General features: G+C 69.1%; 24 protein-coding genes. 17 read left to right on the forward strand and 7 right to left on the reverse strand.

Annotated features, from left to right (window positions below; translation table 11 throughout):
- Window positions 1-49: 49 nt before the first annotated feature.
- Both ACGFU7_RS10320 and ACGFU7_RS10325 read left to right on the forward strand, forming a co-directional pair.
- Window positions 50-841 carry an alpha/beta fold hydrolase gene (locus tag ACGFU7_RS10320; protein WP_393694190.1) on the forward strand — a complete coding sequence of 264 codons (792 nt, stop codon included), beginning with the start codon at window positions 50-52 and terminating at the stop codon, window positions 839-841.
- On the forward strand, window positions 838-2,100 hold the full coding sequence (locus ACGFU7_RS10325) for a cytochrome P450 (protein WP_393694192.1): 1,263 nt from the start codon (window positions 838-840) through the stop codon (window positions 2,098-2,100). Before ACGFU7_RS10320 ends, ACGFU7_RS10325 begins: the two co-directional genes overlap by 4 nt.
- A 102-nt stretch (window positions 2,101-2,202) precedes the next feature.
- Here ACGFU7_RS10325 and ACGFU7_RS10330 read toward each other — a convergent pair whose 3' ends face one another.
- Together ACGFU7_RS10330 and ACGFU7_RS10335 are read right to left on the reverse strand one after the other, a co-directional pair.
- Entirely contained in the window at window positions 2,203-2,520 is a 318-nt protein-coding gene (locus ACGFU7_RS10330) for a helix-turn-helix domain-containing protein (RefSeq protein WP_393694194.1), read from the reverse strand.
- Window positions 2,517-2,900 carry a type II toxin-antitoxin system RelE/ParE family toxin gene (locus ACGFU7_RS10335; RefSeq protein ID WP_393694196.1) on the reverse strand — a complete coding sequence of 128 codons (384 nt, stop codon included), beginning with the start codon at window positions 2,898-2,900 and terminating at the stop codon, window positions 2,517-2,519. Before ACGFU7_RS10335 ends, ACGFU7_RS10330 begins: the two co-directional genes overlap by 4 nt.
- 245 nt (window positions 2,901-3,145) lie before the next feature.
- Between ACGFU7_RS10335 and ACGFU7_RS10340 the strand changes: the two genes are divergently transcribed.
- Window positions 3,146-3,394 carry a hypothetical protein gene (locus ACGFU7_RS10340; RefSeq protein ID WP_393694198.1) on the forward strand — a complete coding sequence of 83 codons (249 nt, stop codon included), beginning with the start codon at window positions 3,146-3,148 and terminating at the stop codon, window positions 3,392-3,394.
- A 968-nt stretch (window positions 3,395-4,362) separates the two neighbouring features.
- Window positions 4,363-4,695, forward strand: coding sequence for a hypothetical protein (locus ACGFU7_RS10345; protein ID WP_393694200.1), 333 nt, complete (start codon window positions 4,363-4,365; stop codon window positions 4,693-4,695).
- 16 nt (window positions 4,696-4,711) lie between these two features.
- On the opposite strand, the gene ACGFU7_RS10350 is transcribed toward ACGFU7_RS10345, so the two are convergent.
- Window positions 4,712-5,341, reverse strand: a complete 630-nt coding sequence (locus ACGFU7_RS10350; protein WP_393694202.1) for a hypothetical protein — start codon at window positions 5,339-5,341, stop codon at window positions 4,712-4,714.
- 9 nt (window positions 5,342-5,350) lie between these two features.
- Window positions 5,351-8,875: a hypothetical protein gene (locus ACGFU7_RS10355; RefSeq protein WP_393694204.1), complete on the reverse strand. Its 3,525-nt coding sequence runs from the start codon at window positions 8,873-8,875 to the stop codon at window positions 5,351-5,353.
- A gap of 261 nt (window positions 8,876-9,136) precedes the next feature.
- On the opposite strand from ACGFU7_RS10355, the gene ACGFU7_RS10360 reads away from it, so the two are divergent.
- The 13 genes from ACGFU7_RS10360 to ACGFU7_RS10420 all read left to right on the forward strand — a co-directional run bounded on the left by ACGFU7_RS10360 (window position 9,137) and on the right by ACGFU7_RS10420 (window position 21,274).
- Complete coding sequence (locus ACGFU7_RS10360) at window positions 9,137-10,687, forward strand: phage tail sheath family protein (RefSeq protein ID WP_393694206.1); 1,551 nt, start codon at window positions 9,137-9,139, stop codon at window positions 10,685-10,687.
- 77 nt (window positions 10,688-10,764) lie between these two features.
- On the forward strand, window positions 10,765-11,208 hold the full coding sequence (locus ACGFU7_RS10365; RefSeq protein ID WP_072488539.1) for a phage tail protein: 444 nt from the start codon (window positions 10,765-10,767) through the stop codon (window positions 11,206-11,208).
- A complete protein-coding gene (locus tag ACGFU7_RS10370; protein WP_393694208.1) occupies window positions 11,208-11,678 on the forward strand; it encodes a hypothetical protein in 471 nt (156 codons plus the stop codon). The genes ACGFU7_RS10365 and ACGFU7_RS10370 overlap by 1 nt, the downstream gene beginning before the upstream one ends.
- Window positions 11,675-11,818, forward strand: a complete 144-nt coding sequence (locus ACGFU7_RS10375) for a DUF6760 family protein (protein WP_093896703.1) — start codon at window positions 11,675-11,677, stop codon at window positions 11,816-11,818. The genes ACGFU7_RS10370 and ACGFU7_RS10375 overlap by 4 nt, the downstream gene beginning before the upstream one ends.
- A gap of 29 nt (window positions 11,819-11,847) precedes the next feature.
- On the forward strand, window positions 11,848-13,635 hold the full coding sequence (locus ACGFU7_RS10380) for a hypothetical protein (protein WP_393694210.1): 1,788 nt from the start codon (window positions 11,848-11,850) through the stop codon (window positions 13,633-13,635).
- 41 nt (window positions 13,636-13,676) lie between these two features.
- Complete coding sequence (locus ACGFU7_RS10385) at window positions 13,677-14,114, forward strand: phage tail protein (RefSeq protein WP_093549687.1); 438 nt, start codon at window positions 13,677-13,679, stop codon at window positions 14,112-14,114.
- 5 nt (window positions 14,115-14,119) lie between these two features.
- Entirely contained in the window at window positions 14,120-14,926 is an 807-nt protein-coding gene (locus ACGFU7_RS10390; RefSeq protein WP_393694212.1) for a LysM peptidoglycan-binding domain-containing protein, read from the forward strand.
- Entirely contained in the window at window positions 14,926-16,944 is a 2,019-nt protein-coding gene (locus ACGFU7_RS10395; protein WP_393694214.1) for a VgrG-related protein, read from the forward strand. The genes ACGFU7_RS10390 and ACGFU7_RS10395 overlap by 1 nt, the downstream gene beginning before the upstream one ends.
- Before the next feature lie 55 nt (window positions 16,945-16,999).
- Window positions 17,000-17,293, forward strand: a complete 294-nt coding sequence (locus tag ACGFU7_RS10400; RefSeq protein ID WP_393694216.1) for a PAAR domain-containing protein — start codon at window positions 17,000-17,002, stop codon at window positions 17,291-17,293.
- A gap of 6 nt (window positions 17,294-17,299) precedes the next feature.
- Window positions 17,300-17,713: a GPW/gp25 family protein gene (locus tag ACGFU7_RS10405; RefSeq protein ID WP_327368814.1), complete on the forward strand. Its 414-nt coding sequence runs from the start codon at window positions 17,300-17,302 to the stop codon at window positions 17,711-17,713.
- Window positions 17,710-19,668 (forward strand): putative baseplate assembly protein, encoded by a 1,959-nt coding sequence (locus tag ACGFU7_RS10410; RefSeq protein WP_393694218.1) that lies wholly within the window; start codon window positions 17,710-17,712, stop codon window positions 19,666-19,668. The genes ACGFU7_RS10405 and ACGFU7_RS10410 overlap by 4 nt, the downstream gene beginning before the upstream one ends.
- A 5-nt stretch (window positions 19,669-19,673) precedes the next feature.
- Window positions 19,674-20,207, forward strand: a complete 534-nt coding sequence (locus ACGFU7_RS10415) for a phage tail protein (protein WP_393694220.1) — start codon at window positions 19,674-19,676, stop codon at window positions 20,205-20,207.
- Window positions 20,208-20,743: 536 nt separating this feature from the next.
- Window positions 20,744-21,274 carry a discoidin domain-containing protein gene (locus ACGFU7_RS10420; protein WP_393694222.1) on the forward strand — a complete coding sequence of 177 codons (531 nt, stop codon included), beginning with the start codon at window positions 20,744-20,746 and terminating at the stop codon, window positions 21,272-21,274.
- A 36-nt stretch (window positions 21,275-21,310) separates the two neighbouring features.
- Here ACGFU7_RS10420 and ACGFU7_RS10425 read toward each other — a convergent pair whose 3' ends face one another.
- From ACGFU7_RS10425 to ACGFU7_RS10435, 3 genes are all read right to left on the reverse strand, one after another.
- Window positions 21,311-22,669, reverse strand: coding sequence for a diaminopimelate decarboxylase (locus tag ACGFU7_RS10425; protein ID WP_393694223.1), 1,359 nt, complete (start codon window positions 22,667-22,669; stop codon window positions 21,311-21,313).
- 148 nt (window positions 22,670-22,817) lie between these two features.
- Window positions 22,818-24,548: a PucR family transcriptional regulator gene (locus tag ACGFU7_RS10430; RefSeq protein WP_393694225.1), complete on the reverse strand. Its 1,731-nt coding sequence runs from the start codon at window positions 24,546-24,548 to the stop codon at window positions 22,818-22,820.
- A gap of 82 nt (window positions 24,549-24,630) precedes the next feature.
- Window positions 24,631-25,863, reverse strand: a complete 1,233-nt coding sequence (locus ACGFU7_RS10435; protein WP_393694226.1) for a cytochrome P450 — start codon at window positions 25,861-25,863, stop codon at window positions 24,631-24,633.
- Between the last annotated feature and the right edge of the window lie 48 nt (window positions 25,864-25,911).

Genomic DNA, 25,911 nt, shown 5'->3' on the forward strand with positions numbered 1-25,911 from the left:
GTCGGGCCGGTGACCGACCGGTCCGCTCCGTACGGTGACGGGAGTCAGCGTGACCTCATTGCCCCTGCCCCACGGACTGCACGGCGACGGCTCGCACAAGGTGATCGCGGTACACGGCTGGTTCGCCGACCGCTCGGCGTACGACCCGGTGCTGCCGGATCTCGACCTCGGTTCGTTCCAGTACGCCGTGGTGGATCTACGGGGATACGGCGAGGCCAGGGACGCGAGCGGTACGTACACGACATCCGAGGGCGCCGCGGACGTGCTCGCGCTGGCCGACCGGCTCGGCTGGGAGCGGTTCTCGCTGATCGGCCACTCGATGGGCGGCTCCGTCGCCCAGCGGACGCTGGCCATCGCACCGCAACGGGTGCGCAGAATCGTCGGGGTGTCGCCCGTGCCCGCGTCCGGCCTGCCCCTCCCTCCCGACCAGTGGGAACTCTTCTCCGCCGCGGCGCACACCCCTCAGAACCGTCGGACCATCCTCGACATCACCACCGGAGGCCGACGCCCCGCAGGCTGGCTGGACCGCATGGTGCGTCGCTCGCTCGAATGCAGCGATGCCAAGGCGTTCCGTGCCTGGCTTGATTCCTGGGCGGGCGAGGACTTCCACGACCGGATCGACGGTTCGCCCGTGCCGGCCCTGGCCGTCGTGGGCGCGTTGGACCCGGCGCTGTCGGCCGATCTGCAGCGCGCCACGTGGATGCGCTGGTTCCCGCGGGCCGAACTGGTGGAGCTGCCCTCGTGCGGTCACTACGCGATGGACGAGGCCCCGCTCGACCTGATCCGCGTGATGGAGGACTTTCTACGAGCCGATGCGGAGGACGGCGAGGTGAAGGCATGAACGCGCCCGTACCGGACGTGTTCGACCCCAGGCAGTACGCGCAGGGCATCCCCCACGACCGCTACCGCCACCTGCGTGATCACCACCCCGTGGCGTGGCAGGAGGAGCCGGAGGTGTTCGGCTGGCCGGCGGGCCCCGGCTTCTGGGCGATCACCCGGCACGAGGACGCCGTGCGGGTCCTGAAGGACTCCTCGACGTACTCCTCGTACCTGGGCGCCACCCAGATCCGTGACCCGGACCCCGCCGACCTGCCGTTCATCCGCCGCATGATGCTCAACCAGGACCCACCGCACCACCGGCGACTGCGCGTACTGGTCAGCCGCGCGTTCACACCGAAGCGCGTGGACCGCTTCGAGACAGTCGTCCGTGAACGCGCCCGCTCCCTGCTCACCCGGGCAGTCGCCGAGGCACGGGCCACCGACGGTACCTGCGACCTCGTCACACAGGTCACCGACGACTACGCCCTGCTCAACCTCACGGACCTGCTGGGCGTACCGGACACCGACCGCGGCCTCCTCCTCCACTGGACCCAACGCGTCATCGGCTACCAGGACCCGGACGAAGCCGGCACACCGGTACTGGGCCCGGACGGCAAGCCGGTCAACCCTAGGTCTCCGGCGTCACTGCGCGACATGTTCGACTACGCGCACGCACTGGCGGCGCACAAGCGTCGATACCCTGCCGACGACGTAATGACGGCGCTCGCCACCGACCCCGAACTGACCGGTCCCGAACTGGAGATGTTCTTCTTCCTGCTGGTGGTGGCCGGGAATGACACCGTACGCAGCGCAGCCCCCGGCGGCCTGCACCTTCTGGCGGAAAACCCCGACGCGTATCGCCGCCTGCGCGACGGCGAGGTGAAACTCGCCACGGCCGTGGACGAGCTGCTCCGCCGTCACCCCCCAGTCCTGACCTTCCGCCGCACCGCTGCCCGGAACACGGACCTTGTGGGCACCCGCATCCGCACCGGCGACAAGGTGGTCGTCTTCCATGCCTCGGCCAACCACGACGAACGCGTCTTCCCCGACCCGTTCACCCTGGACCTCTCCCGCTCCCCCAACCCCCACATCTCCTTCGGCGACGGCCCCCACGTCTGCCTGGGCGCCCACTTCGCTCGCCTGCAGCTGAGAGCCCTGTACGACGAGGCGCAACACGCCCTGCCACCCGGCCCACTCCAACTCGCGGCCCCACCAGGCCGCCTGGTGTCGAATTTCATCAACGGGCTGAAGTCGCTGCCGGTGAGGGTGGCCAGCTCCTAACAGGTGGCCACCCGCACAGGACGACGAGGAACGGAGCACTGCCCATGGACATCCACGGGAACCACATGACGACTGTGATGAAGCCGTACGCCTGGCGCAACTTCAGGCAATCACCACGCGGGAACCATTGAAGTTGGCCACGAGCTCCAGCTGTCCACCCAGAGCTGCAATGTAGGCCGCGATCGTTCCCACTTCCGTGGCGGTCGTCCGCCCACGTTCGATGGCGGACACACGCTCTTGCCGCACGTGCATGCGGTCAGCCATATCGCTCTGTGTCAGCCCGAGCTCCTTGCGCATCTCGACCAGTCGGTGCGCTCGCGCCTCAGCGACCATGCGCCTGGCACCGACCTTGATCTCTTCGAGGTCCTCGGCATCGAAGACCTCGTGCTTCACTTCGTCCCAGGAGTGGAAAGTAGTCATTCCGAAGTGCCTTTCTGCCGTTGTGCGATGTGTGCCAACCACTCGTCGTACCGTGCCTCGGCCACGGGGACCGACCGGCGGTACCACTGGGTCCATTGTCCCGACTTGTCTCCGGCGACCAGGAGCACGGCACAGCGCTCAGGGTCGAAGGCGAACAGAATCCGGATCTCGCTCCCTCCTGTAGAACCCGGCCGGAGCTCTTTGAGGTGATGGATCGACGCCCCCTTGATCCTGTCCACCAGTGGACGCCCCAGGTCTGGCCCCTCCTCGACAAGGGCCTGAATCGCCTGCCCCACGAGGCGGGCTGTGCCGCGATCGTCCTTCCTGAGCTGGAGTAACCATTCGCGAACCTCTCCCACCATCTCAAGACGCCACAGCATGGAACCCCACCCAATAGTACGTATATATACTAGGACGCTGGCATACTGAAGACGAGGTGGGACTAAGAACCAGCGCCCATCCCTCGAAGGAGTGAGGCGTCGATACGCGGATCAGGTCCCGGCCCTGCTCAGTACGTATCAGAACGGAACGGGGGGCCGCCGTGTACCTCGCGGTCTCGGGAATGCGGGTGTCCATGCAGTGACGGTCCCAGCGTGGAGCCTGTCGGGAGAGGACAACCTCTGACATGGAGTTGATCACGCACGCCGTGGCGATTACGGGGACACGGTCCACAGGCCACCGGCCGCGAGTCGAATACGCGACGCTCTTCGCCACATACCTTGGAGCGTTCGCCAACAGCGCTTTCTACGGCGGTGGTGCGAAGGGCATCGATTCGCTGGCGTTGCCGTGGCTGGCGGAGAGTACGAGCACGATCGTCGTTCCGGGCACGGTTGCCCAGCAGCCGGAAGCTCAACCTTGGGAGCGGCGGCGCTGAAGAGGCTGAGGGCTCGGTGCGGCCTGTCTCTGGCCGACATGGCACGTGCTTTGACGCAGATTGATCAGGACCTGGGCATACCGAGGCTGCCGCAGGTTTCGAGGTGTCCAGCGTTCGATCGCGCGCTGGGAGTCGAAATCAGCGACGATGCCGGACGATCGCTACCAACTGCTGCTTGCCCATCTGTACGCGACCACGCCTCGCGGAAGCCGCTCGCTCGGAGCCGGGTCGGACTTCGCGCAGTACCTCGATGCGTTGGGAGAACTCGGGGAGAGCGAACATCGAATCGCGGAGTTACGGAGCACTCTGGTCCGGGCGGTGACGGAGGACGGCGGCGGTCTGTTCGCGCTGCTGGCGCCCCAAGCCGGTGTCGGATTGGCCCGAGCCCTCGCGGATTCGTCGCTCTTGGATGCGGAAACCGTCTCAGGGCTCGCCTCTGTTGTTGCGGATGCCAACGCGCAGGTAGGGAGCCTCCCCTTCGTACGCCTGCAACTGATGCTCGTTCCGGCGTTGGAAGCCTGCCGGCGGCTGATGACCTGCGGACCACCGGAGCCGGTGCTTGAGCTTTTGCGGAGCACGTGGGTGGAGGCAGCGATGCTGGCAGGCCGCCTTGCGTTCGAGACGCGCGACGATGCCGCCAGTCGGGCCCTGCACGAGGAGGCGACCAGGGAAGTCGGCTGCCTGGGACAACCGTGGCGACCGGCCACTGTGTACCCGAGCCATGCGCTCACCGTCCTCTACTCGATGCCCGATATTGCGCAAGCGGCTCGGCTCGTCGAAAGTGCGGTGCGAGCTGCTGGGGGTGGCGAGAGCCCTCTTCTCCGCGCGCGTGCGACGCACTGCAGGCGGAGGTCGCAGCTCGGTCGGGGCAGGGCCGACAATCCAGCGCTGCGCTTGATCTGGCCTGGTACGACATCGAGAGGGAATCTACCGGCGAACCCCTCTCCGGTGCGTTCTCTGCGGAGTACTTGCGCGGTTTCGAGGGCGTGTGTCAGTTGTACGTGGGTGACCCGGCCGTCGCTCACGACCAGTTTGCGGCCTTGGCGGGAGCATTGAGAGCACCGCGGCAGAAGGTTCAGCGCATCATCGTCACCACGGATCAGGCGCTCGCGAGAATTCAGCTCGGCGAACCACGGGCAGCAGCCGACCTGCTGCACGAATGCGTGACGGCGGCATCCGCGACGGGCGGGCGGGTGCCGTTGATCCGGCTGCGGAGGGCCCGCCAGGAACTTCGACCATGGCGCCGGGAGAACTTCGTAGCGGACCTGGACGACCACCTGATGGAAGCGCTTGGCCGGTAGCTATTTGTCACGGCGTTTAGGTCTGACCCGCCGAAACGATGCTGCCATCCGCGAATTTGAATCCCGAGATATGCGACAACATTCGAGAGTAGGAGATGAATGCAGGCTGGTTTGACCCCTCCAGCGATTCGCCATTGAAGGACATGTCCCAGTAATCCGCTCCTGAGAACTCATGGATTCTTCTGTCGTTCGAGTCTCTCAGGTTGATCGCAAGGTACGACTGATCCGTTCCAAACCATGTCGCAATAGGATATAAGCCTGCCTGGTCAACGAAAAGATCTCTGTCGTCTTCCCCCATGACCCCTATTTTTAATTGATACCATTGGACTTCTTCCGAGTCGGACATGTTGCAGTCGTAGTCGGATGTGTCGAATCGGGCGAGAATCGGAGGATGAGTGAGGGTGGCAGGGTGTACGAAAGCTAGGGTTTCTCGAATATGCCGGAACCAGGAAGGGATCCGCACCCGGTCCTTTCTCTCGTGCCGACTAATTTCTTCGGTGGCGTCTTGAAAGAAAGAAAAATTAGGATAGTTTGTGACAAATTTTTTAAGGTTTGCTTTGTCCTCGATGCGGAGCGACGATGCCGAGATCCAGTAGAGCGCATCCTGGTAGCCACCGATCCGGCCGGGAGCTGTGCCTGAGTTCATTCTCGGTCCTCACTCGATCAGGGTTTCGATTTTGTTGATGATTTGCGTGTAGTTACCTTGCTGTCGAGTCGCAGTTATCTGTTCCCCGTTCTTGTCCAGGCATTCCGGGTGTACTTCGTACGGGTAAGGTCGACTGCCGCTCCATATCCACTTCTCGGCCATGGCCTTCAGATTTGTGGCAACTACGGATATATCGCTGGCGTCATTGAATACATTACGTGCGGCGTTGTGGAACTTGTTTTCATATTTCGTCTTTTGGTCACCTTTGTAGTAAACTGCTCCTACGTGTCCGGTCGGGATGGAGAATTTCTGTCTTCTTCCGTCTATGGTGTCCTCGTCGACCCCTGGAGGGGCCTCGGCCAGGTTGTGGAACACAAGTAGCGAGGTGTCGCTGCGCAAGTCGTGATGGTCATCAATCCATTTCTCTCCGGCAACAATGGTCTCCGCGTTCTGGGCGCGTTCGATTACGATGAGAATGTAGTCACTCGGAATCCATTCGTGATGACCTGGTGTTGCATCCCTAAATCGTTTCTTTATGAATCCTCGCGCCTGGCCGTATGGTTTTTTGTCCCATGCTTTTTTGAAAAATTCCATGTCTACTTTTATTTGAGACCCCTCGTACTCCACGGTCTCGGAGCCGTTCTTTGCCAGCTTCTTCAGGAAGGGGACGATGTCGGCTGCCCCAGGTATCGCTTTTCTGAGGATTAGCTTGTAGTCCTTACTGGTAAGTTCCACCCTTGCCTGGGCGACTGGTGTAGGCGGGCTCGCTTTTGCGACGATGGAGAAGTTCTCTGAACCTCCACCTGCCGGTTCCGTGTGAAGCTGCTTGAGCCCCTTCGGGCGTAGTCGCGTCAGGGTATCGGTGACTATCGTGTCGAGTGCGGATTTGGTCGGCAGGGGTTTGGCTGTCCGCGCAGCGAGTTGATCCTTTGCTTCCTTTTTTACATCCAGACTTTTTTCGGTTTCTGGATCCCCGGCTTCCTCTTTTTTGTTTGGCTTGCCCTTGAGTTTGTCCCAGAGCTTTTTTCCCGCCTTCACTATGAAACCCACGATTTTGTCGATGGCGCGGTTTACCGGGCGGGCGACGGCGTGGAAGACGCTCTTGACCTTGTTGGCGAGGCTGCCGATGCCCAGCAGTGAGGCGAGGAAGCCGATCAGGAGCGGGACGCTGGCGGCGAGTGCGGCTTCGACCATCTTGGGGACGCCCGCCGAACCCCCGTTGGCGATGGCTACGACGGCGTCGAGGACGGCGTTGACGAACTCCACTATCTGGGCGCCCTGGTTCACGATGAACGTGACGATGTCGATGATTCCCTTGACCGCGCGGACGAACGCGGAGGCGGGGTTGAGGAGGGAGATGATCCAGGTGATCCCGGCGACGATGACGGTGGGGATCAGGTAGCTGGTGAGTTTTTCGAGGATGGTGGCCTTGAGGTCGCCCGCTTCCTCGGTGATTTCCTTGACGGCGCCCGCCGGGCCCTCGCGGGCGAGGGTCTGGGCGACCGGGACGGACTGTTCGACCGCGGTCATCGCCTGGTCGGGGATGCCCTTGCGGGTGATGCGGGCGCGGATGTTGGCCCAGGTCAGGCCGAGGAGGGAGGCGATGAGCTGGATGATGCCCTTGAGGTCGAACTTCTGGGGGAGTTCGAGACCCGCCTTGACCGCGGTGCCCAGCAGCCAGGACACGACGCCGGTCTTGAGGTGGTCGGCGACGTTGGTGATGAAGAGGTTGAGACCCGCTCCTACCGCCTTGACCAGGTTGCCCAGGAAGCCGATCGGGTCCTTGATGATCTTCATGATCGCGGAGGCGGCCTTGGCGAGGATGCCGAGGAGGAGGTTCTTCAGTTCGTTGATCGTCTTGATCGCGCCGACGATCGCGTCCTTCGCCTTGTCGATCAGGCCCTTGTTGGCCTCCTGGAGCTTCTTGATCTCCTCGTCGATCTTGTTCAGGGCCGCCGTGTACTTCGTCGCGAGGTCCTGGACGAGCTGTTCGGACTTCTCGTTGACGGTGGCTTCCAGGTCGTCGAACTTCCCCGCGAAGTCCTTCGCCGCGTCCTCGCCGAACTGGCGCAGGTCGGCGGGGAGTCTGTCGACCTCCGCCTTGAGCTCGGCGCGGCCCTTGGCGATGCGGGCCTTCGCCTTGCCGAGTTCCGCGCCGATGATGTCGGCGACGGACGAGATGACCGTCTGCATCTGGGCGACGTAGAGCTTGCGGGCCTCCTGGTAGAGGTTGTTGGCCTCCTTCGGCAGGCCGGCGAACTTGTCCTTGACCCAGCGGGCCTTGCCGGTCCAGCCCGAGTACCGCTTGTCCTTGTAGGCCTTCATCCGGCGCTTGTGGTCGGCGGTGAACGCGTCCCGGGCCGCCTTCTCACCCGTCGTGAATGCGGTGTCGACCTTCTTGTCCAGGCCGGAGAGGGTCTCCTCGACGTCCTTCTTCGTGCCGTCGTAGACCTTCTGCAGCTTTGCCGTGACCTCGGCGCGTTTCTTCTCGTCCTTCGACTTCGTCTCGCCCTTCCCGCCGTCGACCTGTTTCCCGGCCGAGGCACGGGTCGCGGTCAGGGCGGTCATGGCCTGGGCGCCGGAGGCCGCCGCTCCTGCCTTCGCGGTGGAGAGTTGCTGGGCCTCGGCCGCCTTGCCTTTGGCGGGGGCCTTCGCGGAGTCCGTCTCGGCGGTCTTCTTCGCGGACAGGGCCTGGTCGAACTCCGGCTCGTTGCCCTTGGTGAGCTGGTCCTCGGTGACCTCGGCGTCCGCCATGGCCTGGTCGTTGGCGGCCAGGCCCTGGGAGAAGTCCGTTACGGAAGCGGGCTGTTGGGCGGGAACGGCGTCCGCTGCGGACGGGGCGCCCGGATTGGCCGGGGGTTGGTCCGGGGTCATCGGGGTGACCGGCTTGTCCTTGGCCGCCGACGTGTCCGGCGGGGCCTTCGTCGCGGTGTCGATGTCCTTGGCCGAGGACTCCTTGCCGTCCGAGACCTTCCCGTCGACCTCCGACTTGATCTTGTCCGCCTTGCCGGACTTGGAGAACTTGTCGGCGTCGTCGAGGTTCTTCGGGGCCTGCGCGTCGATCGCCTTGTTCACCGCGTCGATGAACGCCTGCTTGTTGAACTCGCCCGGCTTCGCGGCGTTCATCTTCTCCGCGTTCGCCGCCTTGCCCTGCGCCTCCCTGTCGTCAGGAGGAGCCACCGCTGCGTCCTGCGCCGACTTCGACTCGGCCGTGGCGGGGGCATGGACCGCAATCCTCGTCCGCTTCGCCGCCACATCCGCCTTGACCTTGCGGAACCCGGCTGCCTGGGCCGGGGACGGTTTCACCGGGGCCGTGTAGCGCTGGGCCACCAGGCGGGAGACCGCACGGTTGCCGGCCGCGTGTTGCAGGCGTTGCAGGCTGCGGGGGTCGGGGGCGGGGCGGTCACCCGGCGGGCGGTGGGGCGGGGGTGTCTGCGAACGTGACACTTCGGGCGTGACTGTCGCATCGTCGGCACGGGGGATACCTCCACGGTCGGACGCGGAGACAGGATCCTTCTCCGGAACCGCCTTCATCCGCCCTCCCGGCCCACCACTTCCCCGGACAGTCGGCACTCGACGCACATGGCCCTGCCGCCGTCCCAGGGTGCGGGGGCGGGCATCGCGTACGCAGCGCGTGGGGACGGGGCCGGGGGCAGTGCGCGCTGACACGTACAGCGCGGGCGCGTTGCCTGATCGGGCAGTGGCCGGTGCACGGCAGGGCGGCCGTGTGTCCGTTCCCGGTGATCGCCGCTGTCACGAGAATTGCGGGCGTTCCCCGGCCAAGGAGAGACTCACATGCCGTCGTACCTGTCCCCGGGCGTCTACGTCGAAGAGATCGAGTCCGGATCCCGGCCGATCGAAGGGGTGGGCACCTCGGTCGCCGCCTTCGTCGGCTTCGCGCAGAAGGGCCCGTTCGACGAGCCGACGCTGATCACGAACTGGAGCCAGTTCGCCGGAACCTTCGGTGACTTCGTCGACGGTACGTATCTCGCCTCCGCCGTCTACGGGTTCTTCTCCAACGGCGGCGGTGTCTGTTACGTGGTGCGCATCGGTGATGGCACCGAGCCCCCGGCCGAGGACGAGAGCAACGGGGCCGCCGGACAGCTGCCCGCCGGATCGGAGACGCAGCTCGGGCCGTACGCGGTGAAGCCCCGCCCCGGCGCGGCCGGAGAGATCACCGTCGAAGTGACCGAGGTGGAGGGGGACGATCCGCCTTCCGATGTCTTCCAGCTGATCGTGAAGCGGGACGGGCAGGTCGCGGAGACGTACCCGAGCGTCACGACCAAGCGCAGCAAGGAGAACGTCGCCACCCGGGTCAACGCCAAGTCGGAGCTCATCGAGATACGTGAGTCCGGGCGCGGGGCGGCTCCGGCCAAGCCCGAGCTGCAGACCGTGACCCTGGCCCCGGCGGCGCCCGCGTCACCCGGTGCCGGGGCGCTGACCCCCGAGTTGTACGTCGGCGATCCCGACCGCCGGACCGGCATCGGCGGGCTCGAAGCCGTCGAAGAGGTCACCACGATCGCCGTGCCGGACCTGATGAGCGCATACGAACGCGGGCTGCTGGACCTGGAGTCGGTCGTCGCCGTGCAGCAGGGGCTGATCAGCCACTGCGAGCTGATGGGCGACCGCGTCGCCATTCTCGACCCGCCGCCCGGACTCAGCCCGCAGCAGATCCGCGCCTGGCGCACCGACGGCGCCAACTTCGACTCCAAGTACGCCACGCTCTACTACCCCTGGATCCGGGTTGCCGATCCCTCGTCGGGGCGCGCGCAGCTGGTCCCGCCGAGCGGCCACATCGCCGGGGTCTGGGCGCGCAACGACGAGTCGCGCGGTGTGCACAAGGCCCCCGCCAACGAGGTCGTACGAGGGGCAGTCGCCCTGCAGACCCAGCTGACCAAGGGCGAACACGATCTGCTCAACCCGATCGGGCTGAACTGCATCCGGTCCTTCCCCGGACGCGGCATCCGGGTCTGGGGCGCCCGCACGCTGGCCTCCGACCCGGCCTGGCGCTATCTGAACGTCCGGCGCCTCTTCAACTACCTGGAGGAGTCGATCCTCGCCGGTACGCAGTGGGTCGTCTTCGAGCCGAACGACGACGCCCTGTGGGCCCGTATCCGGCGCACAGTCTCGGCGTTCCTGGTCAACGAGTGGCGCAAGGGAGCACTGTTCGGGCTCACCCCGGAAGAGGCGTTCTACGTCAAGTGCGACCGCGAGACCAACCCGCCGGAAAGCATCGACGCAGGTCAGGTCATCTGCGAGATCGGGGTGGCACCGGTCAGGCCGGCCGAGTTCGTCGTCTTCCGCCTCTCCCAGCTGACCGGGGGCACCGGCGGCGTCGACGAGTAGCGCCGTCGGGAGCCGGGCCGTAGCAGCGCGGCCGTCCTGAGGTCCACCAAGCGGTAAAAGCCGTAAAGGAGCCTGTTGTGCCACTTCCCGATCTCGACAGCACCGTCGGGGCCTCCTTCGGCCTCGAATTCGACAGCGTCGTCATCAAGCAGATCACCGAGGTCAGTGGTCTGAAGATGGAGCAGGACGTCATCGAGCTGAAGCAGAACACCGCCGACGGCCGCTACGCCATCAAGAAGCTCCCCGGCAGGCCGAAGGCCGGCGAGGTGACCGTGACCCGCGGCCTCACCGAGGACAACAGCTTCGAACGGTGGATCAAGGACTCCCGGTTCGGGCGGATGACCGCGGCCCGCCGCAACGGCGCGGTCATCGTGTACGACCACGAGGGCATCGCCATCAAGCGCTACAAACTCATCAACGCCTGGCCGAAGTCGCTGGAGATCGGCACCCTCAAGGCCGGTGACACCTCGGTCCTCACGGAGAAGCTCGCGATCACTTACGAGAGCATGGAACTCGACTGATGCGACGTACGGCACAGGCTCCGGATCCGGCCGAGGCTCCGGAACGGCCGGACGCACATCTCCCGGCCGGCAGGAGCGGGCGGTCCGGCCAACGGGAGCCGCTCCGCACCGAGTTCACCTTCGAGCTGCCGCGCGGGTACGTCGACGAGACGGGCGCCGTGCACCATACGGGCGTCATGCGGCTCGCGACCGCGCGCGACGAACTCGTGCCGTTGCGGGACGACCGGGTGCGTGAGAACTCCGCGTACCTCTCGGTCGTGCTCATCGCCCGGGTCGTCACCCGGATCGGCACGATCGACGACATCCACCCCGGCATCATCGAGGACCTCTTCGCCTCCGACCTGGCCTTCCTCCAGGACTTCTACCGGCGGATCAACGCCGAGGGGCACACCCGCGCCGCCGTCACCTGCCCGTCCTGCCAGGAGGAGTTCGCGGTGAATCTCGCCGGTGGCCGCCTGGGGGAATCGTGACGTACGCGGCCGACCTGCTCTACGAGGAGGTCGCGTACCTCGCCTATCACTTCCACTGGCCGCTCGATGAGCTGCTGGACCTGGAGCACCCGGAACGACTGAGGTTCGTCGCACAGATCGCTCGCCTCAACGGGCAGTAGCGAACAGCGCAGGGAGGGCGAAAGAATCCATGGGCCTGATGTCATGGCTGCGCGGTGGCGGGCGCACGGAGACGGGTACGGGTACGAGCAGCGCGAGCGCCGCTCCGCCGGCCTTGCCGCGCGAACGAGTCGATCTGGCCGAACTGCCGCCCATCCAGCGGACCCTGGGCGCCCAGGATCTGGTCATCGACCCTGCCGGATTCCAGGGATCGCTCTCCACTCGGCAGGACCACTCGCTCGGGACACCTCTCGGGCATCTGGTCAGCCCGGACGCGCCCACCGGGCTGGTGCACGGGATCACCGCACCGGCCCCCGTGGACCGTCCGTCGCCGGTGCAGCGGTCCGTTCAGCGTCCGGTGGAGCTGCCGGACCGTGCCAGGACCGTGCCCCTGTCCGTGCCCATGCAGCGCACTGTCGCGGGTGGTGCGCCCGCGATGACGTCGGCCGGGGAGCCGGCCGTGGCGGAGCTGCCAGTACGCCAACTGGTGGGCGAGCAGCCCCTTGTGGCGGTGCCCGAACCGGCCGCGCCCGAACCGGCCGCGCCTGGGTCCGCGACCCCGCCGCCACCCGTTCAGCGTTCGGTGATGCCGCCGGTCGCGGGCCCGCCCCGGCGGGCACCCGGTCTCGGCGCGCCCATGTCCGCGCTGCCGCCCACGGCACAGCGACAGGCTGCCCACGCCGGTCCGGAGGTGGAGGGGGCGGCCGGAGTGGTTCCGGTTGCCCGGAGCGTGGCGGACGACGGTGCCGGTGAGGTCCCGGAGGCCCCTGAGGTGCCCGCGGCCCCGGAGTCGGCCCCCGAGTCCGACGGGCCCACTGCTCCGCTGCTCGGTGACGATCCGCTGCTCCCTGCCCCGTCGGAGTCCGCACCCGCGCCCACTGCCGCCTCCTCGTCCGCCCTGGCGGAGTCCGCACCCGCGCCCACTCCCGCCTCCTTGTCCGCCCCGGCGGAGTCCGCACCCGCGCCCACTCCCGCCTCCTCGTCCGCCCCGGCGGTGCAGCGGACTCCCGCCGTGCCCGCGCAGGCTCCCCTGTCACCGCCCCCGGCCACCGCTCCGGTCGCGCCCCTGCTCGCCGACCGGCCCTTGACGCTCCAGTCCGGGCAGAGCGGTGGGGCGGGCGTCGTACAGCGTTCCGCCGTGGACGGGGCGGCGGCATCTTTGTCGGGTGGTGCGGGTCCGGTGCCGGGTCCCGGGCTGCCGTCCCTGCCCGATGCCGTTCCGGTGCGCTGGACGTCTGCCGGGGCGGGTGCGCCTTCGGTGGCGCCGACCGCATCTCTGCCGGCAGCTCTGCAACGTACCGCCGCGCCTTCGGGGGCTGCGCCGGGTGTGCTTCCTCCGCCGCCTCCCGCCCTGCAACGTCAGGCAGCCGGCGGGCCGCCGGTGCCTCGTTCGTTGCCGGGTGCCGGCAGCCGTATCGCACCCTCCGCGTCCGCCGCCTCCTCGTTCCCCACGGCAGGTTCGGTTGCCGTGGCCGCGGGGGTGGCCCAGCGGATGGCCGACGGCAGCGTCGTCTTCGGCTCGCCGCCACCGCCGTACTCACCACCCGTCGTCCAGCGCGAGACGGAGACCGCGGAACCACCGCCTCCGGAGCCTCCCCAGGAGCCCGAACCGGTACCGGCACCGGAACCGGACCCCGGGCCCATGGCCGAGGACCACGGCGCACCGGGCGCTTCCGCCACCGCCCCCGCCTCCGGTGGGGCCCCCGTCGTCACCGACGAGCTGGTACGCGCCCTGTACGCACCGCTCAGCAGGCTCTTCAAGGCGGATCTGCGGCTGGAACGCGAACGAGCGGGATTTCTCATCAACACGCGGCACTGATGAACGGCAGCGACAACACAGGGAATTGAGAGGTACGTGCCATGGCCACCGCCCAGGACAACGATCCCGCCGTCAGCGTCTGCTTCGTCGTCACGATCGACGACATCGAGCTCGGGTCGTTCAACACATGCGACGGGCTGGGCTGTGAAGTGGTGCTCGAAACACGCGAGGAGGGCGGCAACAACGGGCATCTGTGGCAGCTGCCGACCCGCCTGAAGTACTCCAACGTGAAGCTGTCCAGGCCGCTGACCAAGGAGACCGAGAAGGTGGCCCGCTGGTTCGCCACCATGACGACCGGGTTCAGCCGCAAGACGGCGCACATCGAGGCGCGTACCGGGGACGGGCAGAAGGTGGCCCAGTGGGGGCTGCTGGAGGTCGTGCCCGTCCGCTGGACCGGCCCCTCCTTCACCCCGGAATCGCCCAAGGTCGCGATGGAGACGATCGAGATCGCCCATCACGGCTATGTGATGGAGGGCTGACCGTCGTGAGTGGCGCAGGTCCCATCGCTTTCAGCGCCGCCGGTACGTCCGGGGCGTCGGCGGCGGCGAAGGCGGGCAGAGGAGGTTCGGCCCGGCCCAAGCTGGAGCACGCCTATCTGGAACTGCGGACGCCGCCGACCGGCGGTGGCCTCACGCCCGGTGGTCCGTGCGGACGGATCGACTTCCAGTTCAACCCCAAGGAGCTGAGCCTCACCAAGGCCGCTTCCTGGAAGCGGAGTCCGGCCAAGGGTGCCAAGAGTTCGGGGCCGCCGGAGTACCAGGGTTCGCAGCCCAGCAAGCTCACGGTGGAGATGTTCTTCGACGCCAGCGACACCCAGGACACCCGGGTGGTGACCTCGGTGGAGCAGCTCTTCGCGTGCTGTGTGCCGACGAGCGAGACCCGTCAGCAGCAGCGTTCGTCGCCGCCGTGGGTGGTCTTCCACTGGGGCGGGCTGACCGGGTTCCCCGGCTACGTCAGTCAAGTGCAGGCGAAGTACACCCTGTTCACCACATCGGGCGTGCCGATCCGGGCCGTCTGCCAGGTCACGATGGAGGAGATCAGCGGCGACACCCCGGGGCAGAACCCGACCTCGGGCGCTCTCGCGGCCCGTCGGGTCCACCGGCTGGACGCCGGGGACTCGCTGCCGTCGCTCGCCCAGCGCGAATACGGCGATCCGGCGGCCTGGCGGGTGATCGCGGAGGCGAACGGGATCGACGACCCGATGCGACTGGCCCCTGGACAGCAGCTGCTGCTCCCCGCACTGGACGAGCTGAACCGGCTCGAAGAGACCCGGGACGGGGGGCGGCCCTGATGGCGCAGCCGGGCGTCGCGACGGCGCTGGTGGTGGAGTTCGGCGGCCGGCCGCTGCCGCCCAAGTTCGTGAACACGCTGGTCGAGGGGTACGTCGACGACAGCCGGACGCTCCCCGACCTGTTTCTGCTGCGCTTCCGCGATCCGGACCGGGTACTGCTGGAGCAGACCGGGCTGAAGATCGGCAGCGAGGCCCGGCTGCTGGCCCGCGCGGGCGGCGACACAGCACCGAAGCCGCTGCTGAAAGGGGTGGTCACCGCCCTGGAGGTCGAGCTCGACGAGACCGGCACCTTCACCGTCGTACGCGGGCTCGACGAATCGCACCGGCTGTTCCGGGGACGCCGGGTGGCCAGCTACCAGAACATGACGCTCGCCGACATCTGCGCCCAGGTGGCCCAGCGCGCCGGGCTGAAGCCGGGGACGGTGGACGTGGCCGGCCCCGTACTCGAACACATCGCCCAGCCCAACGTCACGGACTGGGAGTTCGTGCGTGATCTCGCGGAGGAGGCGGGCGCGCAGGCGTACGTACTCGACGGGCAGCTGCACATCACCAGACCCGCGGAGGCGAGCGGCGCACCCGACGGTTCGGCGCGTGCCGACCGCAATCCGCTGGTCCTGGAGATGGGCAGCAATCTGCTGCGCTGCCGGGCCGGGGTGTCCTCCGCGGAGCAGGTCTCCGAGGTCGAGGTGCGTGGCTGGGACATCAAGACCAAGCAGCCACTCGTCGGGCGGGCGCCCGCGGGGAAGTCGGCGACGCTGGAGCTGGGGGTGAGCGCGGCCGAGGTGTCCGCGCCGTTCGGCGAGGCGCGTTTCGTGGTCACGGACACGGCGTACGGGGCACAGGCGCAGGTGGACCAGGCGGCGAAGGCCCTGGCGGAGCGGATCGCCGGATCGTTCGCGGAGCTGGAGGCGGTGATCCGGGGGAACCCGGAGGTGCGGGCGGGCAGTGCGGTGGCGCTCAACGCGGTGGGTGCGCCTTTCGAGGGGCGGTACACGGTCACGTCGTCGCGACACGTCTTCGACCCGGTGCGCGGGTACGAGACATGGCTCACGGTCTCCGGGCAGCAGGAGCGTTCGCTGTTCGGGCTGACCGGCGGAGGGCCGGGGTCCGGCGGGACCGGAGCAGGGTCCGGTGGCGGGTCGCGCTGCGTGGGGCTGGTCAGCGGGACGGTCACGGACACCCACGATCCGGAGGGCTCGGGCCGGGTCAAGGTGCGCTTTCCATGGCTGTCGGACGAGTACGCGAGCGACTGGGCGCGTACGGCGCAGTCGGGCGGGACAAGTGGCGGCGAGGCGTTCATCCCCGAGGTCGGGGACGAGGTCCTGGTGGGGTTCGAGCACGGGCATCTGGACCGTCCGTATGTCCTGGCCGGTCTGTACAACGGGAAGGACCGGCCGTCACAGGGCAGCAGCGGCGGCAGTGGCGGCACCGGAGGGCCGGGCGGGGGTGCCGGTGGCGCGTCCGGGCCGGGTGCCTCCGGGCCGGGTGCCGGAGCCGTCCCGTCCGCCGTCGCACCGGCCACCGGGTCGTCCGCGGAACCACCCGCCCCAGGAGGTGAGCTGGTCGACCCGACCACCGGGGCGGTCAACCGGCGTTCGATCGCCTCCAAGAGCGGAAACCAGCTGGAACTCCTGGACGGCGCCAACGGACCGCAGGGCGTACGCCTGCTCACCGGCGACGGAAAACTGAAGATCGATCTCGACCGCAGGGGCACCGTGATCGTGATCAACAGCGACGGCAGCGTGAACATCGAGGCCAAGCAGCAGGTGTCCATCAAGGCGGCCCGCGGGGTCGCGCTGGACGGCGGGCAGGGAACGCTCGAACTGAGCGGCGACAGCGTCACGTTGACGTCCCGCAGCGGAGTGCGGGTCGACGGCGGAAACGGCGAGGTCAAGCTCTCCACCGGCGGGACGGTGGACGTCCAGGGCGCCCGGGTCGCGGTCAACGGAACACAGCGGACCGACATCAAGGGCGGCAGCTCCCTGGCCATCAACGCACCCCTGGTGAAGATCAATTGAGATCAATTGACGGCGCGGACGCGCTGAGCGAGCCGAGCGAGAGGACCGGACTTCCATGTCAGCAGCCGCGGCCGCAGCCGCACGGGTCGGCGACCCCACCGGACACCCGGGCACGGTCGGGCCGCCCGGTGTCCCGTCTGTGCTCATCGGCGGCCTCCCCGCCGCCACGGTCGGCACCCCGCACCTGTGCGCGATGCCGCCGCCCGCGGTGCACCCGCCGTCCGCGATCGCGCCGCCCGGCAGTGCCACGGTGCTGATCGGCGGGCAGCCCGCCGCGCGCGTCGGGGACCTGGCCGGCTGCGGCTCACCCGTCGTGTCCGGTTGCCCGACGGTGCTGATCGGAGGCTGAGCGTCCATGGGTCAGCAGTTCATCGGCGCGGGCTGGGCCTTCCCGCCGCGTACGGACGCCACGGGTTCCATCGCCCTGGTGCGCGGCGAGCACGAGCTGGAGGAGTCGATCCGGCTGATCCTGGCGACGTCGCCGGGCGAGCGGCCCATGCGGCCGGAGTTCGGCTGCGCGGTCAACGACTACGTGTTCGCCCCGGCGGACGCGGGCACGGCCGGGCAGCTGGCGTACGAGGTGCGTCTGGCGCTGGACCGGTGGGAGCCCCGGATCGAGGTCACCGAGGTCGTCGTCCGGTTCGACGAGGTCGACAACGGGGTCCTGTACATCGACATCGGCTACACCGTACGGGGCGCCAACGACCCCCGGAATCTGGTCTTTCCGTTCTATGTGATCCCGCAGCACGAGGAGGTGGACGGCGCGTGACGCTGCCCAGTCCGTATCTGGACGACCGCCGTTTCCAAGGCCTGGTCGACGAGGCGAAACGGCTCGTCCAGCAGCGCTGCCCCGAGTGGACCGACCACAATGTGTCGGACCCCGGCGTGACCCTCATCGAGGCCTTCGCGACCATGGTCGACCAGCTCGTCTACCGGGTGAACCGGGTTCCGGAGAAGAGCTATCTGACCTTCCTCGACCTGATCGGCGTCCGGCTCCACCCGCCCACGGCCGCCCACACCGATGTGACGTTCCGGCTCTCCGCGCCGCAGCCCGAACCGGTACGGGTGAGGGCCGGTACGGAGGTGGCCACCGTCCGTACGGAGACCGAGGAAGCGGTCGTGTTCACGACGGGCCGCGAACTGACCATCGTGCCCTGTGAGTTCGCCCATATCGCCACCTGGCCGACGTCCGGCGACGCAGCCGACCGTACCGAGGAACTCACGCTCGGCCGGGCCGTCCCCTGCTTCGACACCACGCCCACGCCCGGCGACGCCCTCTATGTGGGCCTGTCGGCCGCCGTTCCGTCGGGAGTCGTCGTGCTGCGGCTGGACTGCGCGGTCGAGGGCGTCGGTGTGGACCCGCTGCGGCCACCGCTGCTCTGGGAGGCCTGGGACGGCAGCGCCTGGACGGTCTGCGAGGTCGAGAAGGACGACACCGGCGGCTTCAACCGGTCCGGGGAGCTGATCCTGCACCTTCCCGAGGGACACACTCCGGCCGTCGTCGTGCGCCGGACCGGCGGCTGGCTGCGCTGCCGCCTGGTGGAGGCCACCCCCGGACAGCCCACCTATATGGCGCCTCCGGTGGTGCGCCGGATCACGGCGTTCACGATCGGCGCGACCGTCGGGGCGGTCCACGCCGAGACCGTGACCGACGAGGTGCTCGGCCCGGCCGAAGGCGTACCGGGACAGACGTTCACGGTGAGCCGCCCGCCGGTCGTCCCCGGCGACTTCGTCGTCGAGGTCGCGGATCCGGCGGGGGGCCCGCAGGGGACGGAGTGGACCCGTGTCGACGACTTCGCGCACTCCGGACCCGACGACCGGCACATCACACTCGACCCCAACTCGGGGCGGGTCGAATTCGGTCCGGCGGTACGGGAACGGGACGGCTCCATCCGCTACTACGGTTCGGTACCGCCGAAGGGCGCCACCGTACGCGTGCGTTCGTACCGCACCGGCGGTGGTCTGCGCGGCAATGTCGCCCGCTCCACGCTCCGGGTGCTGCGCAGCGCCATCCCGTACGTGGCCCGGGTGGAGAACCGGCGCCCCGCGCTCGGCGGAGTCGACGGCGAGACGGTGGACAGCGCACGGGTGCGCGGGCCGATGACCCTGCGGACCCTGCACCGGGCTGTCGTACCGCACGACTACGAACTGCTGGCCCGAGAGGTCGCACCCGACGCATCCCGGGTTCAGTGCATCCCGGCGGGCGGGGACTCGGACGTCGAGGCGGGCGGGGTGCGGCTGCTCGTCGTACCGGCCGGGCGCAGCGACGAGCAGGGCCGGATCCAGTTCAACGAGCTCATCCCGCCGCAGCACACCCTCGCGCTGATCGCGGGCCATCTGGACGAACGGCGGCCCATCGGTGCCCGGTTGGTGGTCGAACCGCCCTACTACCAGGGGGTCACCGTGGTCGCCTCGGTCCAGGCCCGCAGGGGTGTCGTGGTGGAACGGGTACGCGAGGAGGCGCTGGCAGCCCTCTACAGCTACTTCAACCCGCTGAGCGGCGGACCGGGCGGCGACGGCTGGCCGTTCGGCCGGCCTGTCCAGTCGGGCGAGGCGTTCGCCGTACTGCAACAGGTGCCGGGGGTGGACCTGGTGGAGGACGTACGCCTCTTCCCCGCGGACCCCGTGACCGGGCAGCGCGGCGAACCCACCACCAAGATCGCACTGGACCGGCACGCGCTGGTCTTCAGTTACGAGCACCAGCTCCGGGTACGGGAGGCCTGACCGCCATGCGTACAGCCGTGACCGGCCTGCCGACACCGCACCCGCTGATCGAGCAGCTCCCGGCGGTCTATCTGGAGCAGGACTTCCTGCGACGGTTCCTGGCCGCGCTCGACGACGTACTCGCCCCGGTCCTGCTCTCCATCGACAATCTGCCCGCCCACCTCGACCCCCGCAGCGCGCCGGAGGACTTCCTGACCTGGCTGGCCCAGTGGGTGGCCGTCGACACCCGCGCGGACCACCCGGTCGAGCAGCGGCGCGCGGCGGTACGCGGCGCGGTCGAGCGGCACAGCAGACGCGGCACCCGGCGAGGGCTGGCGGAGGCGGTGTTCCTGGAGACGGGGATCGAGCCGGACATCGTCGAGAGCGGCGGCACGGCGTGGTCCTCGACGCCGCACACACAGTTCCCGGGCGGCCCGCGGCCGTGGGTGAGCGTCCGGGTCCGGGCCGCGCAGCCGTACCAGGTCGACCGGGTGCGGCTGGAGGAGCTGATCCGTACGGAGATTCCGGCGCATGTGGGCTTCGACCTGGAGGTCTCGTGATCTGTGAGGCGTGCGGGCAGAGCAATGCGCCGGGGACGCAGTTCTGTACGTCGTGCCAGGCGTTCCTGGAGTGGGAGGGGGAGGAGGCGCGGGGGGCTGGTGGTGCCGGGGGCGGTTCCCCTGTTTTCCCCGTTACCGCACCGCAGCCGCAGCCGCAGCCGCCGCCCCGGCCTCAGCCGTCCCCTCAACCCCAACCCCCCGTCGTTGCGGCCGCGGCCCCGCGTCGCCCCGGTGACGAGCCGGACGAGTCGGTGCCGGGGCCCGAGGCGCTGCCCGACGTACCGCCGGGCCCCACGAACACACCCCCGGGTCCGCCTCCCGCCCCACCCATCCGCTGCCCCAACTGCCGTACGGAGAACGCCCCGGACCGCACCCTGTGCATCCGCTGCGCACTCCTCCTGGACCCGGGTCCGCCGCCCGAGGTCCGGCCTCCGTGGTGGCGCCGGATTCTCCGTCGGCGTCCGCGTCAGGCGCCCACTGCCGGTACCCGGCCGAGGCGTCGGCTGTGGCGCCGCCCCGGCCTTGCGCTTCCGATCGTGCTGATCGTGGTGGCGTGCGGCGTCTGGTTCGCTCTTCCGCATGTGCCGGGCTGGTTCGGCTTCGCCAAGGACGAGACCGGGACCCCGGAGGCGGTGCCGCCCACCCGGTTCCGGGCCTCCAGCAGGGCTCCGGGTCATCCGGCGGGTGCGGCGTTCGACGGTTTCAACAACCGTTACTGGGCGCCGTCGGCCGCAGGTCCCGACACGGGTGTGGGCCAGTACCTGGAGTGCGACTTCGAGCAGCCGGTACGGGTGCTGAAACTGGTCGTCTTCTCCGGTACGTCGGCCAAGATGGACGAGTTCCTCACCCAGGCCCGCCCGGCGAGGATCACCGTCCTGCTCACCTCCGCCGACGGAAGCGAGGTCAGCAAGAAGCTCAGGGTGAAGGACCAGCCCGGCCAGCAGACCTTCGATCTGCGTGGTTCGGAGATCGTACGGGCCCGCCTGACGACGGACTCCGCCTATGGAGCGGGTCCCGGCCGTCGACTGGCCGTCGCCGAGGTCGAGTTCTTCGGCCGAAGGCCCTGACAGCCGAGGGCGCGGTTCCACCTGTACGGGCGAGGATCAGATCGCGCGCAGGGCCACCAGCGCGCCCGCCTGCGCGAGGCCGCTCTCCTCGACGACCTCGCGTACGCTCTGCGCCTCGCGTACGAGCGCGAAGTGCACCCGCCCGTCGGCACCCGTCCGGTAGCCGTACACGGCGGGCCGAGGCAGCGAGTTGTACGAGAAGTGCGACGAGAAGTAGTACGCCCCGGTGTCGTGGAGCGCCACCACGTCGCCGGGCTCGATGACCGGGAGCTCGCGCCCGGCCGCGGTCAGGTCCCCCGCGAAACAGCACGGGCCCGCGATGTCGACGCTCTCGGTCGGGCCCCGCTTGGGGCGGCCCGCGGCGTCGAACACCCCGACGCGCAGGGGCCAGGCGTCGGGCATGAACACCGTACGGGTGGCCACCTGGGCCCCCGCGTGCGTGACGGCGATCTGCCGCCCCCCGGCCGACTTGGTGTATTCGACGACCGTTGCGACCGTCCCGCTCTTGGCCAGCAGGGAGCGGCCGAACTCCGTGATCAGGGTGTAGCGCCCGTCGAAGAGACCGGGTACGGCGCCACGGAGTTCGGCGACGTAGTCGGCGTACGTCGGCCGGTCGTCCTCGCTGTCGAAGTTGACGGGCAGGCCGCCGCCGATGTCGAGCCCGGTGATCTGGGCCCGGCCCAGCTGGGCGTTGATGCGCTCGGCAAGTTCGTATGCGACGCGGATACCCCGGGCGATGAGCGGCAGCGGGCAGCCCTGGGAACCGACGTGCGCGTGCAGGCGGTTGAGCCACGGCCGGCGCGCGAAGGCGTCGATCACCGCGTCGACGGCCCCCGGATCGCGCAGCGCGACGCCGAACTTCGAGGTCGCCGTCGCGGTGCTCATCGCATCGATGGCGCCCGCCCCCACCTGGGGGTTCACCCGCAGCCCGATCGGCCCGGCGGCTGGTTGTCCGGCCAGCAGCCGGTCGACGCGGGCCATCTCCTGGAAGTTGTCCAGGTTGATCGCGATGCCATGGGTGAGGGCGAACTCCAGCTCCTCGACCGTCTTCGCGGGGCTGTCGAAGACCAGCCGGTCGTACGTGAAGCCGGCCGCCAGCGCCTGTTCCAGTTCACCGGGCGACGCCACCTCGCAGCCCATCCCGGCCTCGGCGAGCAGCCGCAGCACGGGCACCAGGCCGCACGCCTTGGCCGCGAACGTGTGCCGTACCGGGGCGGGCCCTTCGAACGCCTCGTTCAGCGCGTCGACGGCGGCGAGCACACCGTCCACGTCGAGGAGGCCGGCCACGGGCGTGTGCGGACCGATCAGCCCGTCCTCGACGGCACGCGCCAGCGCCGCCGCACGCCGCGTACCACGCTGCTCGGCTGCCGGCTGGGCTGCCGAGCCGGAAGTCATGTGAACCACAACAACAACCCTCCATCTGTCACGTCGGCTGTACGGCTGCACGGCTGTACGGACAGCTTCGACGCGGAGGGGAAGGCGCGTCTTCGACCGACACGACGATGCCTGCCCGATTTCTTTGTCGCACCGGACAGCTCAACGATCAACGGCGGCTCGACCCGTGCGCTCCGCGAGCCGGGATCCGCAGCCCGATGTCCGCCAGGAGCCGCACGGCCGGGTCGGCCAGATCGACGCCGAACAGCTCCCGGGCCCGGCGCAGCCGGTACCGCAAGGTGTTGGGGTGCACGCTCAGGTGCCGCGCGGCCGTGCCCGTATCGCCGAACGCGCCGAGGTAGGCGGCGACCGACTCGCCGTACTCCGAACCGTGCGCGCGGTCGTGCTCCACCATCGCGTGCACCGGCCCCGACAGCGACTTCCACAACGGCTCGATCCGGTCGAGCACCCGGAGCACCGATGTATCGGCGACCACCTCGCCGAATGCCGCCACTGCCGACACCACCTCCGCGACCGGCAGCCCCGCAGCCCGCTCCCGCAGCACCCGCACCACCAGCTCCGCGGCTTCCCGCGACGCGGGCAGCCCCGACAGGTCCGCAGCCACCGGCCCGACGCCCGCGAACACCACACTGCGTGGCACCGAGCGGGCCGTCGCCAGCAGGGTGCGCGCCGGATCGGCCTCACCGTCCCCCGCCGGGACCAGGACGTACAGCCGCCGCCCGGACCGCGCGGTCACACACCCCGGCCGGTACGCGGCGGCCTGCAACGCGAGCACATCCAGAACCCGCTGCTCGGCGCCGGCCCCGGCTCCGCCCCCGGACGCGGCGCCGACCGCCCGGCTGTCGTACGCCTCCGCCACCATCACCGCGTACGGCCGGTCCGCCGCGATCCCGGCATCGTGCGCGGCCTGCGCCGCGTGCGCGGCCCCGTTCAGGAGCGCGTGCACCGCCCCCTCCCGCGCCCTGGCCGCCGCCCGGCCCCACGTCCGATGGTGGGACAGATGCGGTACGGCGGCCCGGGCCGCCGTGCGCAGAGCCGCCGCCGCACCCTCGGCGAGCGGCCGCCCGTCGGCGGCGGCCCAGAGGGAACCGAGCACCTCGGACCCGTGGCGCACCGCGATGGCCAGCCGCTCGGCGGACCGGTCGTCGGCGGGCCGGCGCACCACGTCGTCGGTGCTCCACAGCGCCTGGAAGAAGCCGCTCTCGCGCAGTTCGTCGACCCGCCAGCGAGGGACCTCCTGCCCGAGGATCGTCAGCCGGCGCATCGGATCGGGTTCGTGGTCCATCCGCGAGTACGCCAGCACTCGCGACTGCGGATCCTCGATCGTGATGGCACCGCCGACCAGGTCCGCCACGGTATTGGCAAGCCCCGACAGATCACCGAGCCGCAGTCCGCCCACTCCGCCCACTCCGCCCACTCCGTCCGGGCCGGCCGATTCGGTGGCGGAACAAGCCGGGGCAGTCTGCACCAGAGCGGTCCGCAACTGTCCGAGCACCTCCGTCCACCCCCGCCCCGGCCCGGTCCGCCGGGCCAGCAACGCCGTACGCCCCCGGCCGGCCGCCTCCACCAGTGCCGCCCGCGGCCCGCGACCGCCCCGCCGCATCACCACGGCCGCGGCCCCGGCCCGGTCGGCGTCGCGCAGCACGTCGACCGCCTCGGGCGAGGCGACCTCCACACCGACGGCGAGCAGGATCAGCCCGGACGCCGCCCAGGCATCGTCGTCCCGCTCCTCACCGGGATCGTGCAGCACCACATCGGCGACCGGCACGCCGGTACCGCGCGGCGCCACGACGACATCGAGCATTCCGGGGGCGATCAGCCCGAGGATCTGCTGCAGCGAGGGCCCGGTGTCGCGCCGGTCCGGTTCATGCGTCGGCATCCGCCCATCATGGTCGGCGTTTCCCGGCAGGAGCCATGGGCCGGACACCCCCTGTGCCGGGAGCCATGGCCCCGGACACCCCCTATGCGTGGAATCCGTCGAACGCGATGTTCAGGTGGCGGGGGCCGCGCAGCACGGCGTTCTGGCGGTACGGGGGCGGGTCCTCCACCAGGCGGGGGCTGTTGAGCCTGCGGGCGAGCTCGGTCAGGGCGAGCTGCGCCTCCAGGCGGGCGAGGGGTGCGCCGAAGCAGTTGTGGATGCCGCTGCCGAAGCCGAGGTGCTGGTTGTCCTTCCGGTCGGGGTCGAAGCGGTCGGGGTCGGGGAACCGTTGCGGATCCCGGTTGCCGGAGGCCAGGACGAGCCAGACGGAGGCGCCCTTGGGGATGGTGACGCCGCAGATGTCGATGTCCGCGAGGGTGGTGCGCTGCGGAAGCAACTGCACGGGCGGCTCGAAGCGCAGGAGTTCTTCCACGATCGGGAGGGCCAGCCCGGGGTCGTTCCGCAGCCGCTCCAGGACGTCGGGGTTGCGCAGCAGGGTGAGCATCCCGTTGGTGATGAGGTTGACCGTGGTCTCGTGACCGGCGATCAGGAGCAGGGCGGCCGTGCTGAGCACTTCCATCCGGGTCATCTGCCCGTCCGCGCCGTGCTGGGTGACCAGGGCGGAGAGCATGTCGTCGCCGGGTGCGCCGCTGCGTTCGTCGATGAGCCCGGACAGATACTTCCCCAGTTCGGTGCGGGCCTGCAGGGTGACGCGGCGCCGCTCGCCGGGGTCCTGGTCCGGGTCCGGGTCGAGGCCGGCGGCGATGGTGTCGGCCCAGGAGTGGAAGAGCGCCTCGTCCTCGTGCGGAATCCCGAGCAGCCGGCAGATCACGGTGACGGGGAAGGGGTACGAGAAGTCGTCGACGAGGTCGATCTGGTTCCGGTCCCCGAAACCGTCGATGAGGTCGGAAACGATCCGGGCCAGTTCGCCGTGCATGTTGTGGACGCGCCGGGGGGTTTCCGGCGGCCCGAACGGGCGCATCGTCATACGGCGCAGCCGGTCGTGCTCGGGAGGGTCGAGCCTCAGGAAGGCGGGCGGCAGGGACGACGCCTCCTCCTGGAGGAGTGTGCCGGCGGCACTGGGGGAGAGGTTGCGGGCATCCGAGCTGATCCGTGGATCGTGCAGCAGACTCTTGATCTCCCAGTACGTGCTGACGACGAACAGTTCGTCCCCCTCCTGAAGCACCGGCGTCTTGCGGAGCTCGGCGTACAGCGGGTAGGGGTCGGCGCGGCTGGAGTAGTCGGTGATCTGCCGCAGGAGCGTGTCTTGCGTCATGGTGGCGGTCCTTGGTGGCGCTCTTGTGGGCGTTCTTGTGGGCGTGGG

Origin of the sequence: Streptomyces sp. NPDC048473, assembly GCF_043200155.1 — a bacterium.
Classification (GTDB): Bacteria; Actinomycetota; Actinomycetes; order Streptomycetales; family Streptomycetaceae; genus Streptomyces.